This is a genomic window from Microbacterium sp. (assembly GCF_035277845.1).
Classification (GTDB): domain Bacteria; phylum Actinomycetota; class Actinomycetes; order Actinomycetales; family Microbacteriaceae; genus Microbacterium.
Genome location: NZ_DATEJS010000282.1, coordinates 1 through 19256 on the forward strand (window position 1 = coordinate 1; position 19256 = coordinate 19256).

Sequence of the window (19256 nt, forward strand, 5' to 3'; positions counted from 1 at the left end):
GGTGTGGAGCGATCGCGGCTCCGCGCCGCCTGTGGACGCGTCGCCGCCGCGCAACATCCGGGGACGGGGGCGCGCGGCGCTCAGCTGTCGAGCGACAGCTCCTCGGGCAGGTGCAGGTCGTGGCGGGACAGCTCCTCGACGTTGACGTCCTTGAACGTGAGGACGCGCACCGACTTGACGAAGCGGTCGGCGCGGTAGATGTCCCACACCCACACGTCGTTCATCGTGATCTCGAAGTAGAAGTCGTGCTCGGTGTCGCGGCGCACGACGTTGACCTCGTTGGCGAGGTAGAAGCGTCGCTCGGTCTCGATCACGTATCCGAACTGCGAGACCACATCCCGGTACTCGCGGAACAGCGCCAGCTCCAGGTCGCGGTCGTAGTCGTCGAAGGAGTCGTCGTCCATGGTCCTCCCATCCTACGGGCGCCGCTGTCAGAACAGCGTCGGAGCGTCCGCGATGGCCCAGGACGCGCGATGATGCCGACTGAGTCCGTGCTCGCGGATCGCGGCGCGGTGGTCGAGGCTGGCATAGCCCTTGTTCCGGGACCACCCGTAGACCGGGAAGTCTCCGTCGAGCTCCCGCATGACGTCGTCGCGGGCGACCTTGGCGATGACGGATGCCGCGCTGGCGCTCGCGCAGTCGCGGTCGCCCTTGATGATCGGACGCACCGGCCAGGGTGTCGCCTGGACGGGGGTGATGTAGTCGTGGTTGCCGTCGAGCAGCACGAGGGCGTCGCTCAAGTCGCAGCCGAACTCGCCGAGCTGGGCGATGGCCCGGTGCGCGGCGAGGCCGAGGGCGCGGATGATGCCGATGTCGTCGATCTCGGCCGAGGTCGCCCACCCGACGGCGGAGGCGCAGACCCACTCGGCGGCGCGGGCCGCGACCTCCGGGCGTCTGGCTTCGGGCACGAGCTTCGAGTCGCGCAGTCCGGACGGGACCCGCTTCCGGGCACGGGAGGCATCCACCGCGACCGCGCCGACGGCGACCGGGCCGGCCAGGGCCCCGCGTCCGACCTCGTCGCACGCGACGATGAGCGTGCGCTCGCGCAGCAGGCGTCGCTCGAGCGTGAGCCGCGGCTCGACGACGGTCATGGCCCGGGCGTTCCGGATGAGGCCGTCCCCGTCGGCCCCGGCACGCCGGCGAACGCGCTGGAGTGCGTGCCGATCAAGCCGAACCGGTCGAACGGCCAGGTGATGAGGAACGCGCGACCCACGACATCCGACATCGGCACGAACCCCTTGCCCGGGTCGTTCTGGTTGTAGCGCGAGTCGCGCGACTCGTCGCGGTTGTCCCCGAGCACCCACAGCGAGTCCTTCGGCACAGTGACGTTGAACGGCACGGGCTGCGGCGCGCTCTCGCCGGGCTGCAGCTTCACGTACGACGTCTCGTCGACGGGAGTGCCGTTCACGCTCAGCTGTCCGAGGGCGTTGCAGCACTGCACATGGTCGCCGGGCAGTCCGATGACGCGTTTGACCAGATGATCGTCGCTGTCGGCCGTCGACAGCCCGACGAAGGTCAGTGCGGAGTCGGCGACCTGCGCGATCCACGGCTTCGGCGGGGACGCGGGCTGCACGGGCAGCCACCCGCCCGGATCGCTGAACACGACGACGTCCCCGCGGTGGTAGCCCCCGAAGCGCGGCGTGATCTCGTCGACGAGGATGCGGTCGTTGATCTGCAGCGTGTTCTCCATCGACGCCGACGGGATGTAGAACGACCGCACGAAGAAGGTCTTGAGGAGGAAGGAGGCGACGATGGCGATGACGACGATCACCACGACGTCCCGCAGGAACAGCAGGCCGCCTCGGCTGCGGTGCGTCGCCGCGCCTGCGGCCGCCGGAGTGTCGGCGTGCTCGGTGCTCATCGATCTCCTCCCGGGCGCGCGTCGGCGCGCGTGCACGTTCCAGCCTCGCACACCTTGCTGAGGTGCAGATACAGCGACGCCCCGCGGCACAGGGCCGCGGGGCGTCGCACGCAGAAGTGCGTCAGTTGTCGCGCTTCTCCTTGATCTTTGCCTTCTTGCCGCGGAGGTTGCGCAGGTAGTAGAGCTTCGCACGTCGCACGTCACCGCGGGTGACGACCTCGATGTGGTCGATCACCGGGCTGTGCACCGGGAACGTACGCTCGACGCCCACCTGGAAGCTGACCTTGCGGACGGTGAAGGTCTCGCGCACCCCGTCGCCGGAGCGGCCGATGACGACGCCCTGGAAGACCTGGATGCGGGAGCGGTTGCCTTCGGTGATGTTGACGTGCACCTTGACGGTGTCGCCGGGACCGAAGTCGGGGATGTCGGAGCGCAGGGATGCTGCGTCGACGGCGTCGAGGATCTGCATGATCTTCTCTTCCTGCGGCCGCCACAGGTCGACCACGTCAAGGGATGTCAGGAAAGGAGTGCCCCGTTGCCACATTCCGGACCGAAGTCGATGGCAGCCCCCCTGAGGCAGAGCGCGTCAGGGCACGAACTCCCATTCTGCCACGGATGCGAGGCCGCGCCAAAACCGCGGTCAGGGCTTCGTGGGATCGGTCTCGGTGATGACGAACACGTCGCCCGGGCCGCCGCGGCGCGGTGACGATCCACCGGCAGCGGACGCCGCCGACGACAGCCGTCTCCGGGCCTCCCGCATGAGCTGCCAGATCTCCAGCCAGAAGAGCCCCAGCCCGACGCACACGGTGAGGAGCATGACCGGCAGCCACCAGACCTCGGCGAAGAAGGCGAGCGAGATCGTCAGGCAGTGCCACACCGTGAAGCCGAGCACGTCCCACCATGAGACCGCGCGCGCCTCGCGCGCCGACTGCCGGGCGCGCACGAGGAGGGCGAGCACCGCCTGCCCGACGAGCACGGACGGGATCGCGATGAGCACGACCCAGAGGAAGGCCCAGCCGCCGGCGCTGAACACGCCCCACCCGATGAAGAGCCAGAGCGGCAGGATCAGCGCGGCCGGGAACAGCCAGCCGTAGAAAGCGCGTCGCAGCCACATGTGACCGATCGTACGCGCGGTCCGGACCGCGGGATCCGCCACCGGAGCGTCCCGCGGCATCCTCACAGTCGACTGCGCCGCGATCCGGAAGAATGGACGCGACGAGAGGAATCCGATGATCGAGTTGCGCACCCCTGCAGAGGTCGAAGCCATGCGCCCGGCGGGCCGCTTCGTGGCGGAGACGCTCGCGACCCTGCGGGACGAGACGCGGGTCGGCACGAACCTCCTCGCGATCGACCGGCGCGCGCACGACCTCATCCGCCGCGCCGGCGCCGAGTCCTGCTACATCGACTACCACCCGTCGTTCGGGGCGAGCCCGTTCGGCAAGGTGATCTGCACCTCCGTGAACGACGCCGTGCTGCACGGGCTGCCGTTCGACTACGACCTGCGCGACGGCGACCTCGTCTCCCTGGACTTCGCCGTGTCGATCGACGGCTGGGTGGCCGACTCGGCGGTGTCGTTCGTCGTCGGCACGCCCCGCGACGAGGACCTGCGCCTCATCGACACGACCGAGCGCGCGCTGGATGCCGCCATCGCCGCCGCGACGGTCGGCAACCGGATCGGCGACATCTCCGCCGCGATCGCCGAGGTCTCGCACGGCGGTGGCTACTCGATCAACACCGACTTCGGCGGGCACGGCGTCGGCCGCATCATGCACGGCGATCCGCACGTGCCGAACGACGGCAAAGCCGGCCGCGGCTACCCGCTGCGCGCCGGACTCGTGATGGCACTGGAGCCGTGGCTGCTGGCGACGACCGACGAGCTCGTCACCGACCCCGACGGCTGGACGCTGCGCAGCGTCGACGGCTCGCGTGGCGCGCACTCGGAGCACACGATCGCCGTGACGTCCGACGGCCCGATCGTGCTGACCGACCGCTCGTTCCTCGGCGTCGACTGATGATCCGCTGACCCCGAGCCCGCCGGCGGCGACTCAGTCGGTCTCGCGCAGCAGGTCGGGCCGGCGCACCCGGGTGCGCTCCACCTGCTGCTCGTGGCGCCAGGCCGCGATCGCGCCGTGGTTGCCGCTGAGCAGCACCTCCGGCACATCCCGCCCGCGCCAGGTGGACGGCTTCGTGTACGACGGGTACTCGAGCAGTCCCTCCTCGTGGGACTCCTCGACGAGGCTCTCCGGGTTGCCGACGACGCCGGGGAGGAGCCGCCCGACGGCCTCGATCATCGCCATGACGGCGACCTCTCCGCCGTTGAGCACGTAGTCGCCGAGACTCACCAGGCGGACGGAGCCGAGAGTCTTGGCGTACTCGAAGACGCGTTCGTCGATGCCCTCGTAGCGTCCGCAGCCGAACACGAGGTGGGATGCCCCGGACAGTTCGCGGGCGGTCGCCTGGGTGAAGACCTCCCCCGCCGGGGACGGGAAGATGATGATGGGCGCGTCCGGGCCATCCGGGGCCGCGGCATCCGGAGCCGGCGGACCGGCGATCTCATCGAGGGCGAGCCCCCAGGGCTCGGGCTTCATGACCATGCCGGCTCCCCCGCCGTACGGCGTGTCGTCGACGGTGCGGTGGCGATCGTGGGTCCAGTCGCGCAGGTCGTGCACGCGGACATCGAGGATGCCGGCGCTGCGCGCCTTGCCGAGCAGCGAGACGTCGAGGACGTCGAAGAAGGCGGGGAAGATCGAGACGACGTCGATGCGCACGTCAGGACTCCGCGTCGTCGTCTCCGGCGGGATCCTCGTCCTCGGATCCGTCGGAGTCCGCCGGACCGTCGTCGTCCGACGGCAGGTCCTCGAACAGTCCGGGCGGCGGTGTGACGACCAGGCGACCGCCCGCGATGTCGACCTCGGGCACGATCGCCTTCACGAAGGGGACCAGGACGTCGCGGTCGCCGCTGCGCACGATCAGCAGGTCCTGGGCGGGCAGGTGGTCGACGCGGGTGACGGCGCCCACGACCGCACCGTCGCGCACGACGTCGAGTCCGGTGAGCTGGTGGTCGTACCAGGCGTCGTCCTCGGGCTCGGACGCCGCGGCATCCTCATCGACCCAGAGGATCGCCTTGACGAGGGACTCGGCCGCCGTGCGGTCGTCGACGCCCTCGAAGAAGACGACGGGGTGGGAGTTCATCCAGCGGAACTCGCGCACCGTGATGGTCTTGCTGTGCCACGGAGACGACTCCGGCACCTGCAGGGTGAAGGATGCCCCCGGCACGAAGCGGCCGTCGGGGTCATCCGTGTAGAGCTCGAGCTTCAGCGCGCCCTTGAGGCCGTGCGCCTTGACCAGGCGGCCGACGCGCAGCTGCGCCCTCGGCGGTTGAGCATCGCGCCGAGGGACCTTGACTTCGGCCATCAGTCGTCCGCGACGTCGACGCGGACCCGACGGCCTTCGGCCAGCGCACCGACGACGGTGCGCAGGGCCTTCGCGGTGCGGCCACCGCGCCCGATGACGCGTCCCCGGTCGTCGGGGTGGACGTGCACTTCCAGCACATCTCCACGGGACGACGTGGACGAGTCGATGCGGACGTCGTCCGGGTGATCCACGATCCCCTTGACGACGTGCTCGAGCGCGGCAGCCAGCACGGCGATTACTCGGCGTCTGCCGGAGCGTCGGCCTCGACGACCTCAGCGGCCTCGGCGGCGGGCTCTTCGGCCTTCTTCTCGACCTTGGACTTGACGACCGACTTCTTGGCGGTGTCGGCGGCGAAAGCGGCCTTGCCCTCGGCGACCTGCACGGTCGAGATGGCGTTGGCGTCGCCCTTGTACTTGCCCCAGTCGCCGGTCAGCTTGAGGATGGCGAGCACCTGCTCGGTCGGCTGCGCGCCGACGGAGAGCCAGTACTGGGCGCGGTCGGAGTCGACCTCGATGAACGAGGGCTGCTCGGTCGGGTGGTACTTGCCGATCTCCTCGATGACACGGCCGTCGCGCTTGGTGCGCGAGTCGGCCACGACGATGCGGTAGTACGGCGCACGGATCTTGCCGAGACGCTTGAGACGGATCTTGACAGCCACGATTCTCCTGAATTATGTGGAAGACGGGGAACATCGCCTGGAGCGTGGGGTGCACACCCGGCGGAAGCTCTGAGGTCGGACGACGCCGGATAGAGGGTCGGGCGCCGGTCCAACCATCAATTCTGCCAGATCGTCACGACTCCCGCGAACCGGGAGGCGGGTGCGTGTCAAACTGTGCGAATGACGGCGCCTTTCGCGACATCCGCCAGGTCCACCGTGGGACTCGAGTGGGAGCTCATGCTCGCCGACGGCGCCACCGGGGACCTCGTCCCCCGTGCGCCCGAGGTGCTCGAAGCGCTGCGGGAGGCGGGACCGGCGCGCTATACGATCACCGGCGAGCTGCTCACGAACACCGTCGAGGTGACGAGCGGGGTCGGGGCGACGGTCGCCGACGCGGTGCACGACATCGCCGACGCCATCGCGGCCGTGCGGCGGGTGACGGATCCGCGTGGCATCGAGCTGCTGTGCGCGGGGAGCCATCCGTTCGCCCAGTGGTACGACCAGCAGGTGACCGACAAGACCCGGTACCACACCCTCATCGAGCGCACCCAGTGGTGGGGACGCAACATGATGATCTGGGGCATCCACATCCACATCGGCGTCGAGGACGTCACCAAGGTGATGCCCATCATCGGCGCGCTGAGCGCGTACCTGCCGCACCTGCAGGCGCTGTCCGCGTCGAGCCCGTTCTGGGCGGGCGAACGCACCGGGTACGCCTCCAATCGCGCGCTCGTCTTCCAGCAGCTGCCGACGGCGGGCCTGCCCTGGCCGCTCGCCGATTGGGCGGAGTTCGAGGGCTACCTCCACGACATGGTCGGAACGGGCGTCATGGCGGATGCCACCGAGGTGCGCTGGGACATCCGGCCCGCGCCGCGCTGGGGCACCGTCGAGGTGCGCGCCTGCGACGGCATGTCGACGCTGCCCGAGCTCGCCGCGGTCGCGGCGTTCGTGCAGGTGCTGGTCGAGCACTTCTCCCGCGAACTGGATGCCGGCCGGTCACTGCCCACCCTGCAGCCGTGGTTCATCCGGGAGAACAAGTGGCGCGCGGCCCGATACGGGCTGGATGCCGTGGTCATCAGCGACCGGGACGGCCGTCAGCGCGCCGTGCGCGAGCACATCGCCGAGCTCGCCGGCGACCTCGCTCCCATCGCCGCCGACCTCGGCTGCGTGCGGGAACTGGCGGGCCTGCGCACGATCCTCACCGAGGGCTCCAGCTCCGAGCGGCAGGTGCGCGTGGCCGAGGACTGCGACGGCGATCTGCGCGAGGTCGTGCAGCATCTCATCCGCGAGTTCCGTGCCGGACCGTCCCTGCACGAGCATCTCGCGCGACTCGACGCGAACTGAGCGTCCGGTGTGCATGCGCCGGGTGGCCTCCGCCTGAGTCGCCGCTCCCGGGCCGCCCGTTCTACCGTGGGCGTCATGCGTGTCCGGCGTGGAATCCCCCCTGCCCTCGCTGTGGCCGCGCTCGTCGTCCTGGCCGGCTGCACCTCGGCCCCTTCGTCCCTCGCGCGGCCGGCCACCGAGGCATCGGCTCCCACCCCGACTCCGTCCGCGCCCGGCACCCCCGTGGTCGCGACGATCGGCGATTCGATCATGTCCGGGCACGGGCTGGAGGACGGCGCGGACTGGCCGACGCTCATGTCCGACGACCGCGACGACACCGTCGTCAACGTCGCGTGCAGCGGCGCGGGCTTCATCGCGGTCGGCTCGTGCGGCTCGGACTTCGCCGGCCTCATCCCGGCCGCCGTGAAGGACCGCCCCGCCATCGTCATCGTGCAGGGGTCCGACAACGATCACACCCGGTCCGCCGCGGCTCTGGATGCCGCCACCCGGGCGATGATCGACACGCTGCACCGGGCGCTGCCGGAGGCGCAGATCGTGGGCCTGAACACGCTGTGGGACCAGCCGACGCCGGCGCCCGCCGAGATCGCGTACAGCTCCGCGTCGGTCCGGGCCGCCGTCACCGCCGTGGGGGGCGTCTACGTCGACATCGGCCAGCCTCTGCAGGGCCGGCTGGGGCTGCTGCAGCCGGACGACGAGCATCCCACCGTCGCCGGACAGCAGGTGCTGCTGCAGGCGGTGGAGGCGGCGCTGGACGCCGCCGGCGTGAACATCTGACGCCGAGTCAGCACAGCCCGCGCGCCACGGTGCGCGCGATGCCGAGTGCGATCGCGTGCACCTCATCGACGGCTCCACGGCCGGCGAAGGCCGCGAGGAAGCCCTGGTGGAAGGCCGCTCCCACGAGGAGCCGCGCTCCGGCACCGCAGTCGGCATCCTCGGCGAGGCGGCCGGACGAGCGCTCCGCCTCGAGGTACGCCTCGACGGCGCGCACCGCTTCTTCCGGGCCGCGGTCTCGCGACGCGACGCCGGCTCGGTGCTCGCGCAGCAGATCCGGGGAGCTGAAGACCGAGGCGGCGATCGGGAACGCCGTGACGAAGAACCCCATCAGATCCTCCAGCAGCGCGGTCAGGTTCTCGACGAGGTCGCCGTCGCCTGCCGCTCGCGCGCTGACGCGCACGGGCGGCACCCGCTCCTGGAGCACCGCCAGGAAGAGCTCCTGCTTGTCGGCGAAGTGCTTGTAGAGCATCGCCTCCGAGTAGCCGGCGTGGAGTGCGATCTGCTTCGTGGTCGCGTTCGCCAAGCCCAGGGTGTGCATCACCTCGAACGCGGCGTCGAGGATGCGCTCACGGGGCGGCTTGACGGATGCGTGCGGTGTCATGTTCACTATCGTAGTGAGTAAGTGTTCACTCACCTTCCCTTTGGAAAGAGGTCGCTCATGCGCATCGCCGTCCTTGCTGCATCCGGTCGCACGGGAAGCGCCACCGTGCGTCACGCCCTGGCCGCGGGCCATGACGTGGTGTCCGTCGTTCGCACCCCGTCGAAGGCGCCCGCGGGCACGACGGTCGCCCAGGCGGATGCCCGGGACGCCGCCGCCCTCGCACACGCGTTCCGCGACGCGGACGCCGTCGTATCCTGCGTGGGCCACGTCGCCGGGCAGGAGGATCCGACGCTGCTGCGCGACAGCGCGTCAGCGCTCGTCGCAGCGATGGCAGCCGTCGGAACGCGCCGCGTGGTCGCGGTGTCCGCGGCCGCGGCGTACGTCGCCGGCGACGACCCGCTCTCCCGCTTCATCGCCAAGCCGATCCTCGAGCGGATGCTGAAGGCCAACAACGTGGACACCCGGGCGATGGAGGATGTCATCCGTTCGAGCACGGCGCACTGGACGCTTCTGCGCCCCTCGCGCCTGGTCGCCGGGAACGGCTCGGCGCGCTACCGCAGTCGGGTCGACCGTGCGGTGTGGTGGCACTACAACACCCGCTTCGACACGGTCGGGCGCGCGGCCGTCGACGCGCTGTCGCGCTCGGACTGGATCGGCCACTCCGCATTCATCACGGAATAGACCCCCGAGGCCGCTGCCGGGTCGGCTCAGCGACCGCCGAGCAGCTTCTGCACCGCCGCGAGGTCGGCCTCGCTCGGCTGCGCGCCCGGCTTTCCGCCGAGGCCGAAACCCGAACCCTGCGCGGCGGGCGCCTCGGCGCCGACACCCGCGTTCTCCGCGGCGCGCTTGGCGGGATTGCCCGACCGGGAGCCCTTCGCCTTCTGCTGCTTGCCGCGCTTGCTGGACGCCCCCGGCTTGCCGCCGACCGGACCCATGCCGGGGATGTTCGGCACTCCCCCGCGCGCGACGGTCTTCATCATCTTCGCGGCCTGGTCGAAGCGCTGCACGAGCTGGTTGACGTCCGTCACGGTCATGCCGCAGCCGCGCGCGATGCGCAGCCGCCGCGAGCCGTTGAGGATCTTCGGGTTGCGCCGCTCGTACGGGGTCATGGACCGGATGATCGCCTCGGTGCGGTCGATCTCGCGCTCGTCGAAGTTCTCGATCTGCTGCTTCATCTGCCCCGTTCCGGGCAGCATCGACAGCATCTTCTTCATCGACCCCATCTTCTTGAACTGCTGCATCTGGTCCAGGAAGTCCTCGAGCGTGAAGGTCTCGCTCGCGAGCTTCTCGGCGACCTTGAGCGCCTCCGCCTCGTCGAAGGCCTGCTGCGCCTGCTCGATGAGGGTGAGGATGTCGCCGAGGTCCAGGATGCGCGACGCCATGCGGTCGGGGTGGAACGGCTCGAGGTCGTCGAGGCCCTCACCGGTGGACGCGTAGATGATCGGGCGTCCGGTGATCGACGCGACCGACAGCGCGGCGCCGCCTCGGGCGTCGCCGTCGAGCTTGGACAGCACGACGCCGGTGAAATCGACGCCGTCCTGGAAGGCCTTCGCCGTGTTGACGGCATCCTGACCGATCATCGCGTCGATGACGAACAGCACCTCGTCCGGGTTCACCGCCCGGCGGATGTCGGCGGCCTGCTTCATGAGCTCGGCGTCGACGCCGAGGCGGCCGGCGGTGTCGATGATGACCGTGTCGTACTGCTGGCGGCGCGCAGCCTCCACGCCCTCGCGGGCGACCTTCACCGGGTCGCCGACGCCGTTGCCGGGCTCGGGGGCGTAGATCGCCGCCCCGGCGCGCTCGGCGACGACCTGCAGCTGGTTCACGGCGTTCGGGCGCTGCAGGTCCGCAGCGACCAGCATCGGCGTGTGGCCGTCGGATTCGAGGAGCTTCGCGAGCTTGCCCGCGAAGGTCGTCTTCCCCGAGCCCTGCAGACCCGCGAGCATGATCACCGTCGGCGCGGTCTTCGCGAACTGCAGTCGGCGCTGCCGGCCGCCGAGGATGTGGATGAGCTCCTCGTTGACGATCTGCACGACCTGCTGGGCGGGGTTCAGCGCCTTGTTGACCTCGTCGCTGAGGGCGCGCTCGCGCACCTTGGCGGTGAACTCCTTGACGACGACCAGCGCGACGTCCGCATCGAGCAATGCGCGCCGGATCTCGCGGACGGTGCCGTCGACGTCGGCGGGCGTGAGCTTGCCCTTGGTGCGCAGGTTGCGGAAGGTCTCGGTGAGCCGATCGGAGAGCGTGCCGAATGTAGCCATGATCCTCCAAGGATACGGGAGAGGATGCCGCGCCCCGGCCTCGGACAGGGTGCGCATCCGCGCCGTCAGCGATCGGCGGGCCCGAGCTCCTCGAACAGTGTCAGCTGCAGCCCGGCGGGGCCGGCGAGCCGCGCGTTCACCGAGCGCCACGGGGTCTCGCGGGCGGATGCCAGCACCTCCGCACCGGCGCCGGTCAGCAGGGCCGCCTCGGCCGCCGTGTCGTCCACTTCGAACGCCAGGCGGATGTGGGGACTGGTCACGCCGTCCGTCTCGACGCGGTCGATGAAGCGCACCTGGGCAGGGTTGGCCAGCTCGAGCGTCGCGCGCCCCGCTCCGAGGATCACGACCCGGGCGTCGCCCTCCCCGTCGTAGGACTCCTCCTCGACGAGCCCGAGTGCGTCGCGGTAGAACGCGACGGCCCCGTCGAGGTCGTCCGCCCGCACCACCACCCGCAGCTGCGACACCCGCGCTTCCCGCGCGACGTCGGGGACCATCGCGAGGGCGCGCGCCATCGTCGGTCGCAGCGGCGAGCGGCCGGCGCCGCCGTGCGCCCACGTCCACACCGCCGACAGCACCGCGGCCGCATATCCCGCGCCCGCGATCTCCGCGCGCATCGGTTCGACGCCGTCCCGTTCCAGCCGCCTCGCGACGGCCTCGGAGAGGCGCGTTCGGCGGATGGACGCCTCGCGCGCCAGTTCCTCCGCGACCCCCATGGCGTCGTCGTTCACGATCGCGAGCGCGAGCGTGTCCGGTTCGAAGTCGGCGAGAGCTCCGGCGAGCACAGCGCCGACCGGAGCCGATCCGGCCGACTCGAGCGACGAGACGGCAGCCGCGATGCGCTCGTCCAGCCCCGCCCAGAGGATGTCGGCCTTGGATGCGAAGTAGTTGAAGAAGCTGGATCGGCTCACCCCGGCACGTGTGGTGATGTCCGCAATCGAGGTCGCGTCGTACCCGCGCTCCAGGAAGAGCTCGCTGGCGGCGTCCGCCAGGGTGGCGCGCGAAGACGCGCGCGGCCTCCCGGGTCGATTCGCTGTCACGGTCTCAGCGTAGGGCGTGGCGCCCGCGGGGGACCGTGTGCGTATTATTGGACACTGTGCAGAAAGGCGCCGGCCTCACCCGGACGGGCGCTCCGACGGACGAAGGAACCCTCGTGCTCGACATCCTCGAAGCGGGTCTGAACCCCGATCTTGTCCCCTATCTCGACGGCTGGGAGCTGCAGCGCCGCGTGCACGCCGAGGTGCTCGCCGGCACTCGGCCGGACACGATGATCGTGCTCGAGCACGAGTCCGTGTACACGGCGGGCAAGCGGACCCAGCCGGAAGACCGGCCCACCGACGGCACCCCCGTCATCGACGTGGACCGCGGCGGCCGCATCACCTGGCACGGTCCCGGGCAGCTCGTCGGCTACCCGATCGTGCGCCTGCACGAGCCCATCGACGTCGTCGCGCACGTGCGCCGGATCGAGCGCCTGCTGATCGAGGCCCTGCGCGTGCACGGCGTCGACGGCTACCAGGTCGAGGGCCGCAGCGGCGTGTGGGTGCGCCGCCCCCTGTCGGAGGACAAGATCGCCGCGATCGGCGTGCGCGTCGAGAAGGGCGTCACGATGCACGGCTTCGCGGTCAACTGCGACAACTCGCTCGCGGCATTCGGCGGCATCGTCCCGTGCGGCATCACGGACGCCGGCGTGACGACCATCAGCGAGGTGACCGGCCGCGACGTGTCGCCGCGCGACATCCTGGGCACCATCGTCGAGGTCTTCCAGCGCGAGTACGCGGAGGTGGCCGCGTGAGCACCGCCGCCCCGGACGGACGCAAGCTCCTGCGCCTCGAGGTCCGCAACGCCCAGACGCCGATCGAGCGCAAGCCCGAGTGGATCAAGACGAAGGCCAAGATGGGCCCGGAGTACACCGCCCTGCACTCCCTCGTGAAGGACGAGGGGCTGCACACGGTGTGCCAGGAAGCCGGGTGCCCCAACATCTACGAGTGCTGGGAGGACCGCGAGGCCACGTTCCTCATCGGCGGCTCGCAGTGCACGCGCCGCTGCGACTTCTGCCAGATCGACACCGGAAAGCCCGCGGACTACGACACCGACGAGCCGCGCCGTGTGGCCGAGAGCGTCACCCGGATGCAGCTGCGCTACGCCACCGTCACGTGCGTCGCCCGCGACGACCTGTCCGACGGCGGCGCGTGGCTCAACGCCGAGACGGTGCGACAGATCCACGCCCAGAACCCGGGCACGGGTGTCGAGCTGCTCGCGACCGACTTCAACGGCGAGCCCGCCCTGCTGAACGAGGTGTTCGACGCACGCCCCGAGGTGTTCGCTCACAACGTCGAGACGGTGCCGCGCATCTTCAAGCGCATCCGCCCGGCGTTCCGCTACGAGCGCTCGCTCGACGTGCTCACGCAGGCGCGGGATGCCGGCCTCATCACCAAGTCGAACCTCATCCTGGGCATGGGCGAGGAGCCCGAGGAGGTCGTGCAGGCGCTGCAGGACCTGCACGACGCGGGCACCGACATCATCACGATCACGCAGTACCTGCGGCCCTCGCCCCGGCACCTGCCGGTCGCGCGCTGGGTGCGGCCCGACGAGTTCGTCGCGTTCAAGGAGGAGGCCGAGCGCATCGGGTTCCTCGGGGTGCTCGCCGGCCCCCTGGTGCGGTCGTCGTACCGCGCCGGACGTCTGTGGGCGCAGTCGATGATCTCGAAGGGCCGCGACATCCCGGAGGATCTCGCGCACCTCGCGAAGGACATCGCGACCGACGGGCTCACCTTCGCCCAGGCCGTGTGACAAGACGCCGGTGGACGTGCGCCCGACGATGTGCGCCGTCTGCCGGTCGGCCGCCGGTCCTAGCGGTCGGCGCTCGCGATCGACTGGATCGTGCCGTCCGAGCCGAAGTTGACCAGCAGCGCCTCGTCGGGGGCGTCCACGTCGATGATGTACTCCAGGATGGCGAACGGCTCGTCGCTGTCGAACTCGTCGAGCAGCACGGTGAGGCTCACCAGTGACAGCGAGCGGATGACGTCGATCGGGGTGTCGCCGGAGATGTCGACGAGGAAGTCCTCGAGGTCGTCTCCGAGGCGGTCCTCCTGCTGCAGGATGTACTCGGTCACTTCGCTGGTGCGGCTGTCGAGCTCCGCGACCATGGCATTGCGCGCGGCGATGTCCATGCCCTCGAGTGCGCGCACGAGCATTGCGGCGGCATCGAGCGCGGCCGCCTCGACGTCGGCTTCGAACGGCGCACTGAGGTCGACCGTCACGCTCTGGTCGCCCAGCTCGACGGTGTCGTTCCAGCTGATCGATCCGTTGTCGGTCTCGATGAGTCCGAAGTACTCGTGCTCGATTGCCATGCTCCTATGCAACCACCGCGGATGACGTTTCGGTAGCGCGACTCAGTCCACGAGCGAGGCCGCGAACACGTGCGGCGTGAAGCCGGTGAGGTCCTCGATGCCCTCGCCCTGACCGAGGAGCTTCACCGGGATGCCGGTGCGCTCCTGGACGGCCAGCACGAACCCGCCCTTGGCCGATCCGTCGAGCTTCGTGATCACGAGGCCGGTGACCCCGGCGTGCTCCAGGAAGGCTTCCGCCTGCATGACCCCGTTCTGGCCCGTGGTGGCATCCAGCACGAGCAGCACCTCGCTGATCGGCGCCTGCTTCTCGATGACGCGACGGATCTTGGTGAGCTCGTCCATGAGGCCGCCCTTGGTGTGCAGGCGGCCGGCGGTGTCGACGACGACGATCTCCGTGCCGTTCTGCTTGGCGTACTCGATCGTCTGGAACGCGACGGATGCCGGGTCCTGGCCCTCGCGCTCGGGGCGCACGATCGCGACGCCGGAACGCTGCGCCCACGTGGCGAGCTGCTCGACGGCGGCGGCGCGGAACGTGTCGGCCGCGCCGACGACGACGGAGCGCTGGTATCCGCGCAGGAACTTCGCGAACTTGCCGATCGTGGTCGTCTTGCCCACGCCGTTGACGCCGACGACGAGCACGACCGCGGGACGCTCGGTGAGCTTGAGCGTGGTGTCGAACTTGGCGAAGTGCTCCTCGAGGGTCTCCTTGAGCATGCGCTGCAGGTCGCGTGGATCGGTGGTCTGGAAGCGATCGACCTTGGTGCGCAGCTCGTCGACGATGCGCTCGGTGATGTCCGGGCCGAAGTCCGCCGTGATCAGGGCCGTCTCGAGGTCGTCCCACGTCGTCTCATCGATCGTGGGCTTGACGAACATGCCGCGCAGAGCGCGGCCGAGCGACCAGGAGCGTTCAGCCATGCCCCCAGCCTACGTGGCGGGCGACAGGGACTTCTCCGTCCGGCCGGCCGCGACGCGCTGTCCGACCACGGCGGACACGCCGTCCTGGCGCATCGAGACGCCGTAGAGCGCGTCGGCGATCTCCATGGTGCGCTTCTGGTGCGTGATGACGAGCAGCTGGCTGGAGGCGCGCAACTGCTCGAAGACCCCCAGCAGCCGGCCGAGATTCGCGTCGTCGAGCGCGGCTTCGACCTCGTCGAGGATGTAGAACGGGCTCGGCCGCGCTTTGAAGATCGCCGTCAGCAGGGCCACCGCCGCGAGGGACCGCTCGCCGCCGGACAGCAGCGACAGGCGCTCGATCTTCTTGCCGACCGGACGCACGGAGACCTCGATGCCGGTGGTGAGCGGATTGTCCGGGTCGGTCAGCGAGATGCTGCCCGTGCCGCCGGGGAACAGGATCGGGAACACCTCGCCGAAAGCGGTGCGGGTGTCCTCGAACGCGGCGACGAAGATCGAGACCATGCGCTCGTCGAGCTCGGTGATGATCGTCATCAGATCGGCGCGCGTGCGCGTGAGGTCGTCGAGCTGCTCGGTGAGGAACCGGTGGCGCTGCTCGAGCGCGGCATACTCCTCGAGGGCGAGCGGGTTGACCTTGCCAAGCTGCCCGAGCTTGCGCTCGGCGTCCTGCAGCCGTCGCCGCTGCTCGGCACGGTCGTACGGCACCGGTTCGCCGTCGTCCTCGGCCGGAACGGACTGCGTCGGACCGTACTCGTCGACGAGGATGTCCGCCGTCAGCCCGAGTTCGGACTGCACGCGTTCGAGGAGGCTCGTCAGCTGCAGCCGCTTCTCGTGGATCTGCAGCTCGAGCCCGTGCACGCGTTCGGTGAGCGCGTCGATGCGGGCGCGCACGGAGGCGTCCTGCGTGCGCACCTCGTCGAGCTCCGCGGACACCGCCGACCGGGATGCCTCCGCCGCCGCGAGCTCCACCCGCGCCTCGCTCACCGACCGGTCGACCGAGTCGAGCAGGGCCGGAAGGCGGGATGCGACGCTCTGGGCGACCTCGCGCTGCGCCTCGCGGATCGCCGCTCGGTGCGCAGCGGCTGCGGCGGCCGCCTGCTCCCGCTCCCGCTGGCGCTCGAGCGACACGACCCGCGCCTCCTCGGCGCGGACGCGCTCGCGCAGCGTCTCGACCTCCAGGCGCGCGCGCATCTCGCCGTCGCGCGCCTCTTCGAGGGCGGCGAGCACGCCGTCCCGTGCGGAGGCGTCCAGGATGGGCCGTGGCGCGGCGAGGGCCGTGTCGAGCTGCTCCCGGGCGCGGGCGGCATCCGCTTCGGCGTCGGCGACCGCCGCCTGCATCTGCTGCAGCGTCGCGGTGAGGCGCTCGCATTCGGCGGCGGCGGATTCGGCGCGCACCGTGGCGCGGTTGACCTGCTCGGCGTGTGCCGCCAGCGCGGCGTCGTGCGCGCGCAGGCGCTCCAGCGCGGACTTCGTCTCGTGGCGCGCGGCCTCGAGAGCGGCGGTGCCGTCGCGAAGGGCCTCCCGGAGCGCGTCGGCGATCACGGTGATCTCCGCGAGTCGGTCGGTGGCGGCATCCCGCTCCGCCGCCAGTTCGAGACGCGAGCGGGATGCCCCGGTCCCCGCGCGCACGGACGAGACGGTGCACAGTTCGCCGGCCCGCGTCACGACGGTCGCCCGGCGGCCGGTCTCCCGCAGCTCCGCCACGGCGTTCAGCGCGGTCTCGAGGTCGTCGGCGATCAGGACGTCGGCGAGGAGTCCCACCACCCCGTCCGGTGCCGTCACCACGTCGCGCGCCGCCACGAGACCCGACACCTCGGGCGGTGCGGACCCGGACGCGGCGGCGCCGGCGATCACGATGTCGACGATGCCGAGGTCGGATCCGCGCACGTCGCTCGCAGCGGCGAGCGCATCGGCGTGGGTGTCGACGAGCACGCCCTCGGCGACCTGTCCGAGGGCCGCCGCGATCGCGGTCTCGAAGCCGGGCTGCACCTGGATCGCGTCGCCGACCACACCGCGGATGCCCGGGCCGCCACGGGCGATGAGGTCGCTCGCGCCGTTGCGGATGTCGAGGGCGCGTCCGAGCGCGGCCGCCTGGGCGGTCAGCGCCTCGATCTCGCGCTCGGTGCCGTGCAGCCGTTCGCGGGTCGCGGCGACCCCGGACTCGGCGTCGCCGGCGGCCCGCTGAGCCCGCTCGTAGGCGGCGCTGAACTCGGCGGACCCCTGCTCCGGCACGAGGTCCGGGTCGAGGCCCGACAGCTCCCGCTCGGCCTCGGCACTGCGTTCCTGCGCGGCTTCGAGCGCGTGCTGCTGGCGCTCGACACCGGTGCGGACCGCGGCCAGGGTGGATGCTGCGGACTCCGCGGACCCGCGCAGGGTGTTCAGCCGCATGTCGTGCTCCGAGACGAGCGCGCTCTGGGCGGCGATGTCGGCATCCAGCGCGTCGAGGTCGCCGCGAGCACGCGTCACCTGCAGGGAGGCCGCGTGCGCGGCATCCTGGGCGGCGTCCACCCCCGCCGAGAGCTCCAGGACGCCGGCGCGCGCCTCGTCGATCTGCTCGATCGTGACGGTCTGGGCGGGCGCGAGGGATTCGTCGTCGGCGGCCAGCAGGGACAGGCGCTGACCGGCGAGCGTGTACAGCCCGCGCAGGCGCTCCTGCACGCGGCCGAGGTCGAACGCGGTCTGCCGGGCGGCATCCACGGCTTCGCTGCGCTGGTCCTGCTCGAGTTGCGCGATGCGGCGGTGCAGGGTCTCGGCCTGGTCCTGGAGCACGAGCCTTTCGGCGTGCCGCTCCTGCTCGTTCCGGGCGAAGCCGGTGAGCTGTTCCCGAAGCTGCACCACATCGTCGGCGTACAGACGCGCACGAGCGTCGCGCACGATGGCGGCGATGGACGCGGCCTGCCGGGCGATCTCGGCCTGCCTGCCGAGGGGCTTGAGCTGCCGGCGCAGCTCGCCGGCGAGGTCGCCGAGCCGGGTGAGGTTCGCCTCCATCGCCTCGAGCTTTCGCACCGTCTTCTCCTTGCGGCGACGATGCTTGAGGATGCCGGCGGCCTCCTCGATGAAACCGCGACGATCCTCCGGCGTGGCCTGCAGCACCGTGTCGAGACGGCCCTGCCCGACGATCACGTGCATCTCGCGTCCCAGACCGGAATCGCTCAGCAGCTCCTGCACATCCAAGAGCCGACAGCTCTGCCCGTTGATGGCGTACTCGCTCGCCCCGTTGCGGAACAGCGTGCGCGAGATCGTCACCTCGGAGTAGTCGATCGGAAGTGCGCCGTCGGCGTTGTCGATGGTCAGCTGAACCTCGGCGCGCCCGAGCGGGCCGCGCGTCGCGGTGCCGGCGAAGATGACGTCCTCCATCTTGCCGCCGCGCAGGGTCTTCGCCCCCTGCTCCCCCATCACCCAGGCGAGCGCGTCGACGACGTTCGACTTGCCGGAGCCGTTCGGGCCCACGATGCACGTGACACCCGGCTCGAGGGCGAAGGTCGTCGGCTGCGCGAACGACTTGAAGCCCTTGAGCGTCAGGCTCTTCAGGTGCATGGATGCCGCCTCCCTCGCGGCCCGACAGCTCGGACCACCCCACGCTACCGGACGCGCCAGGCAGGCCCGGGATGCCGCGCGGCACGCCACATTCACAGCGCACTCTTGACATCGGTCCAGGTTCCGCACTAAGTTCGGAACCCCGTGATGCGCCAGGCATCACCGAACGTCGAGAGGAGACCCGGCGATGATCACCAAGAATCCATCCGTCGTGGCGTTCCGGCTCCGTTCGGCTGCCCTGCGCGGCGGCACGTCCGCGTCCTTCTGCTGACCTGCCGCCCCACCGTCACTCCCGCGCCGTCCGTGCGCACTCCCGAGTGACCGCCCGCGTCTTCTGATCGCCCGGGCCGATCCCACACCCTCCGCGCCGACCGCGCGACGCACCCGTCTGCGTCATCGGCGCACCACTCGAAAGCACATCATGCATACCATCGAGTCCGCCGCTCCCGTCGTGGAGCGCGACATCACCCTGCCCCTGCCCGACACCGGTCCCCTGGCCGCTGTCGTGCACGACACCCGGTTGTCCGCCGCCGAGCGCGTGCAGCTG

21 protein-coding genes are annotated in these 19256 nt (G+C 70.7%); 6 read left to right on the forward strand and 15 right to left on the reverse strand.

What is annotated here, in order from left to right:
* Positions 1 to 80: 80 nt before the first annotated feature.
* The 5 genes from VJR25_RS12285 to VJR25_RS12305 all read right to left on the reverse strand — a co-directional run bounded on the left by VJR25_RS12285 (position 81) and on the right by VJR25_RS12305 (position 2975).
* Positions 81 to 404 (reverse strand): DUF2469 family protein, encoded by a 324-nt coding sequence (locus VJR25_RS12285; RefSeq protein ID WP_324115414.1) that lies wholly within the window; start codon positions 402 to 404, stop codon positions 81 to 83.
* A 27-nt stretch (positions 405 to 431) separates the two neighbouring features.
* The gene (locus VJR25_RS12290) at positions 432 to 1091 is read right to left on the reverse strand and encodes a ribonuclease HII (RefSeq protein ID WP_324115417.1); all 660 of its coding nucleotides are present in this window, start codon (positions 1089 to 1091) and stop codon (positions 432 to 434) included.
* Positions 1088 to 1861, reverse strand: coding sequence for a signal peptidase I (gene lepB / locus VJR25_RS12295; RefSeq protein WP_324115419.1), 774 nt, complete (start codon positions 1859 to 1861; stop codon positions 1088 to 1090). The genes VJR25_RS12290 and lepB overlap by 4 nt, the downstream gene beginning before the upstream one ends.
* Positions 1862 to 1982: 121 nt before the next feature.
* Entirely contained in the window at positions 1983 to 2330 is a 348-nt protein-coding gene (gene rplS, locus VJR25_RS12300; RefSeq protein WP_324115420.1) for a 50S ribosomal protein L19, read from the reverse strand.
* A gap of 171 nt (positions 2331 to 2501) precedes the next feature.
* On the reverse strand, positions 2502 to 2975 hold the full coding sequence (locus VJR25_RS12305) for an MFS transporter permease (RefSeq protein WP_324115422.1): 474 nt from the start codon (positions 2973 to 2975) through the stop codon (positions 2502 to 2504).
* 115 nt (positions 2976 to 3090) lie between these two features.
* Between VJR25_RS12305 and map the strand changes: the two genes are divergently transcribed.
* Positions 3091 to 3873 (forward strand): type I methionyl aminopeptidase, encoded by a 783-nt coding sequence (map, locus tag VJR25_RS12310; protein ID WP_324115424.1) that lies wholly within the window; start codon positions 3091 to 3093, stop codon positions 3871 to 3873.
* Between the two features lie 33 nt (positions 3874 to 3906).
* On the opposite strand, the gene trmD is transcribed toward map, so the two are convergent.
* The 4 genes from trmD to rpsP are packed head-to-tail and all read right to left on the reverse strand — an operon-like array spanning position 3907 to position 5933.
* A complete protein-coding gene (trmD, locus tag VJR25_RS12315; protein ID WP_324115426.1) occupies positions 3907 to 4629 on the reverse strand; it encodes a tRNA (guanosine(37)-N1)-methyltransferase TrmD in 723 nt (240 codons plus the stop codon).
* Position 4630: 1 nt separating this feature from the next.
* Positions 4631 to 5275, reverse strand: coding sequence for a ribosome maturation factor RimM (gene rimM, locus VJR25_RS12320; RefSeq protein WP_324115428.1), 645 nt, complete (start codon positions 5273 to 5275; stop codon positions 4631 to 4633).
* Positions 5275 to 5505: an RNA-binding protein gene (locus VJR25_RS12325; protein WP_324115430.1), complete on the reverse strand. Its 231-nt coding sequence runs from the start codon at positions 5503 to 5505 to the stop codon at positions 5275 to 5277. The genes rimM and VJR25_RS12325 overlap by 1 nt, the downstream gene beginning before the upstream one ends.
* Positions 5506 to 5510: 5 nt before the next feature.
* Positions 5511 to 5933, reverse strand: a complete 423-nt coding sequence (gene rpsP / locus VJR25_RS12330; protein ID WP_324115432.1) for a 30S ribosomal protein S16 — start codon at positions 5931 to 5933, stop codon at positions 5511 to 5513.
* A gap of 180 nt (positions 5934 to 6113) precedes the next feature.
* Between rpsP and VJR25_RS12335 the strand changes: the two genes are divergently transcribed.
* Together VJR25_RS12335 and VJR25_RS12340 are read left to right on the forward strand one after the other, a co-directional pair.
* Complete coding sequence (locus tag VJR25_RS12335; protein WP_324115434.1) at positions 6114 to 7277, forward strand: glutamate--cysteine ligase; 1164 nt, start codon at positions 6114 to 6116, stop codon at positions 7275 to 7277.
* 75 nt (positions 7278 to 7352) lie between these two features.
* Positions 7353 to 8051 (forward strand): SGNH/GDSL hydrolase family protein, encoded by a 699-nt coding sequence (locus VJR25_RS12340; RefSeq protein WP_324115436.1) that lies wholly within the window; start codon positions 7353 to 7355, stop codon positions 8049 to 8051.
* 7 nt (positions 8052 to 8058) lie between these two features.
* On the opposite strand, the gene VJR25_RS12345 is transcribed toward VJR25_RS12340, so the two are convergent.
* Complete coding sequence (locus tag VJR25_RS12345; RefSeq protein WP_324115438.1) at positions 8059 to 8652, reverse strand: TetR/AcrR family transcriptional regulator; 594 nt, start codon at positions 8650 to 8652, stop codon at positions 8059 to 8061.
* A 57-nt stretch (positions 8653 to 8709) separates the two neighbouring features.
* Here VJR25_RS12345 and VJR25_RS12350 point away from each other — a divergent pair, with 57 nt between their 5' ends.
* The gene (locus VJR25_RS12350; protein WP_324115440.1) at positions 8710 to 9333 is read left to right on the forward strand and encodes an NAD(P)-dependent oxidoreductase; all 624 of its coding nucleotides are present in this window, start codon (positions 8710 to 8712) and stop codon (positions 9331 to 9333) included.
* A gap of 26 nt (positions 9334 to 9359) precedes the next feature.
* Here VJR25_RS12350 and ffh read toward each other — a convergent pair whose 3' ends face one another.
* Entirely contained in the window at positions 9360 to 10913 is a 1554-nt protein-coding gene (gene ffh, locus VJR25_RS12355; protein WP_324115442.1) for a signal recognition particle protein, read from the reverse strand.
* A gap of 65 nt (positions 10914 to 10978) precedes the next feature.
* Positions 10979 to 11950 carry a TetR family transcriptional regulator gene (locus tag VJR25_RS12360; protein ID WP_324115445.1) on the reverse strand — a complete coding sequence of 324 codons (972 nt, stop codon included), beginning with the start codon at positions 11948 to 11950 and terminating at the stop codon, positions 10979 to 10981.
* 113 nt (positions 11951 to 12063) lie between these two features.
* Here VJR25_RS12360 and lipB point away from each other — a divergent pair, with 113 nt between their 5' ends.
* Together lipB and lipA are read left to right on the forward strand one after the other, a co-directional pair.
* A complete protein-coding gene (lipB, locus tag VJR25_RS12365; RefSeq protein WP_324115456.1) occupies positions 12064 to 12702 on the forward strand; it encodes a lipoyl(octanoyl) transferase LipB in 639 nt (212 codons plus the stop codon).
* The gene (gene lipA / locus VJR25_RS12370; protein WP_324115447.1) at positions 12699 to 13700 is read left to right on the forward strand and encodes a lipoyl synthase; all 1002 of its coding nucleotides are present in this window, start codon (positions 12699 to 12701) and stop codon (positions 13698 to 13700) included. Before lipB ends, lipA begins: the two co-directional genes overlap by 4 nt.
* A 59-nt stretch (positions 13701 to 13759) precedes the next feature.
* Here the strand turns inward: lipA and VJR25_RS12375 are convergent, their stop codons facing one another.
* From VJR25_RS12375 to smc, 3 genes are read right to left on the reverse strand one after another with little or no spacing between them, the layout of a single operon-like run.
* Positions 13760 to 14260 carry a DUF2004 domain-containing protein gene (locus VJR25_RS12375; RefSeq protein ID WP_324115449.1) on the reverse strand — a complete coding sequence of 167 codons (501 nt, stop codon included), beginning with the start codon at positions 14258 to 14260 and terminating at the stop codon, positions 13760 to 13762.
* A 42-nt stretch (positions 14261 to 14302) separates the two neighbouring features.
* Positions 14303 to 15175 (reverse strand): signal recognition particle-docking protein FtsY, encoded by an 873-nt coding sequence (ftsY, locus tag VJR25_RS12380; RefSeq protein ID WP_324115451.1) that lies wholly within the window; start codon positions 15173 to 15175, stop codon positions 14303 to 14305.
* Positions 15176 to 15184: 9 nt separating this feature from the next.
* Positions 15185 to 18709 carry a chromosome segregation protein SMC gene (smc, locus tag VJR25_RS12385; protein ID WP_324115454.1) on the reverse strand — a complete coding sequence of 1175 codons (3525 nt, stop codon included), beginning with the start codon at positions 18707 to 18709 and terminating at the stop codon, positions 15185 to 15187.
* Positions 18710 to 19256: the final 547 nt, after the last annotated feature.

What these genes read in the sequence shown, in the direction of transcription:
- VJR25_RS12285 (WP_324115414.1), bottom strand. Translation starts at nt 404, where the DNA reads ATGGACGACGACTCCTTCGACGACTACGACCGCGACCTGGAGCTGGCG.
- VJR25_RS12290 (WP_324115417.1), bottom strand. Translation starts at nt 1,091, where the DNA reads ATGACCGTCGTCGAGCCGCGGCTCACGCTCGAGCGACGCCTGCTGCGC.
- lepB (WP_324115419.1), bottom strand. Translation starts at nt 1,861, where the DNA reads ATGAGCACCGAGCACGCCGACACTCCGGCGGCCGCAGGCGCGGCGACG.
- rplS (WP_324115420.1), bottom strand. Translation starts at nt 2,330, where the DNA reads ATGCAGATCCTCGACGCCGTCGACGCAGCATCCCTGCGCTCCGACATC.
- VJR25_RS12305 (WP_324115422.1), bottom strand. Translation starts at nt 2,975, where the DNA reads ATGTGGCTGCGACGCGCTTTCTACGGCTGGCTGTTCCCGGCCGCGCTG.
- map (WP_324115424.1), top strand. Translation starts at nt 3,091, where the DNA reads ATGATCGAGTTGCGCACCCCTGCAGAGGTCGAAGCCATGCGCCCGGCG.
- rimM (WP_324115428.1), bottom strand. Translation starts at nt 5,275, where the DNA reads ATGGCCGAAGTCAAGGTCCCTCGGCGCGATGCTCAACCGCCGAGGGCG.
- VJR25_RS12335 (WP_324115434.1), top strand. Translation starts at nt 6,114, where the DNA reads ATGACGGCGCCTTTCGCGACATCCGCCAGGTCCACCGTGGGACTCGAG.
- VJR25_RS12340 (WP_324115436.1), top strand. Translation starts at nt 7,353, where the DNA reads ATGCGTGTCCGGCGTGGAATCCCCCCTGCCCTCGCTGTGGCCGCGCTC.
- VJR25_RS12345 (WP_324115438.1), bottom strand. Translation starts at nt 8,652, where the DNA reads ATGACACCGCACGCATCCGTCAAGCCGCCCCGTGAGCGCATCCTCGAC.
- VJR25_RS12350 (WP_324115440.1), top strand. Translation starts at nt 8,710, where the DNA reads ATGCGCATCGCCGTCCTTGCTGCATCCGGTCGCACGGGAAGCGCCACC.
- ffh (WP_324115442.1), bottom strand. Translation starts at nt 10,913, where the DNA reads ATGGCTACATTCGGCACGCTCTCCGATCGGCTCACCGAGACCTTCCGC.
- VJR25_RS12375 (WP_324115449.1), bottom strand. Translation starts at nt 14,260, where the DNA reads ATGGCAATCGAGCACGAGTACTTCGGACTCATCGAGACCGACAACGGA.
- ftsY (WP_324115451.1), bottom strand. Translation starts at nt 15,175, where the DNA reads ATGGCTGAACGCTCCTGGTCGCTCGGCCGCGCTCTGCGCGGCATGTTC.
- smc (WP_324115454.1), bottom strand. Translation starts at nt 18,709, where the DNA reads ATGCACCTGAAGAGCCTGACGCTCAAGGGCTTCAAGTCGTTCGCGCAG.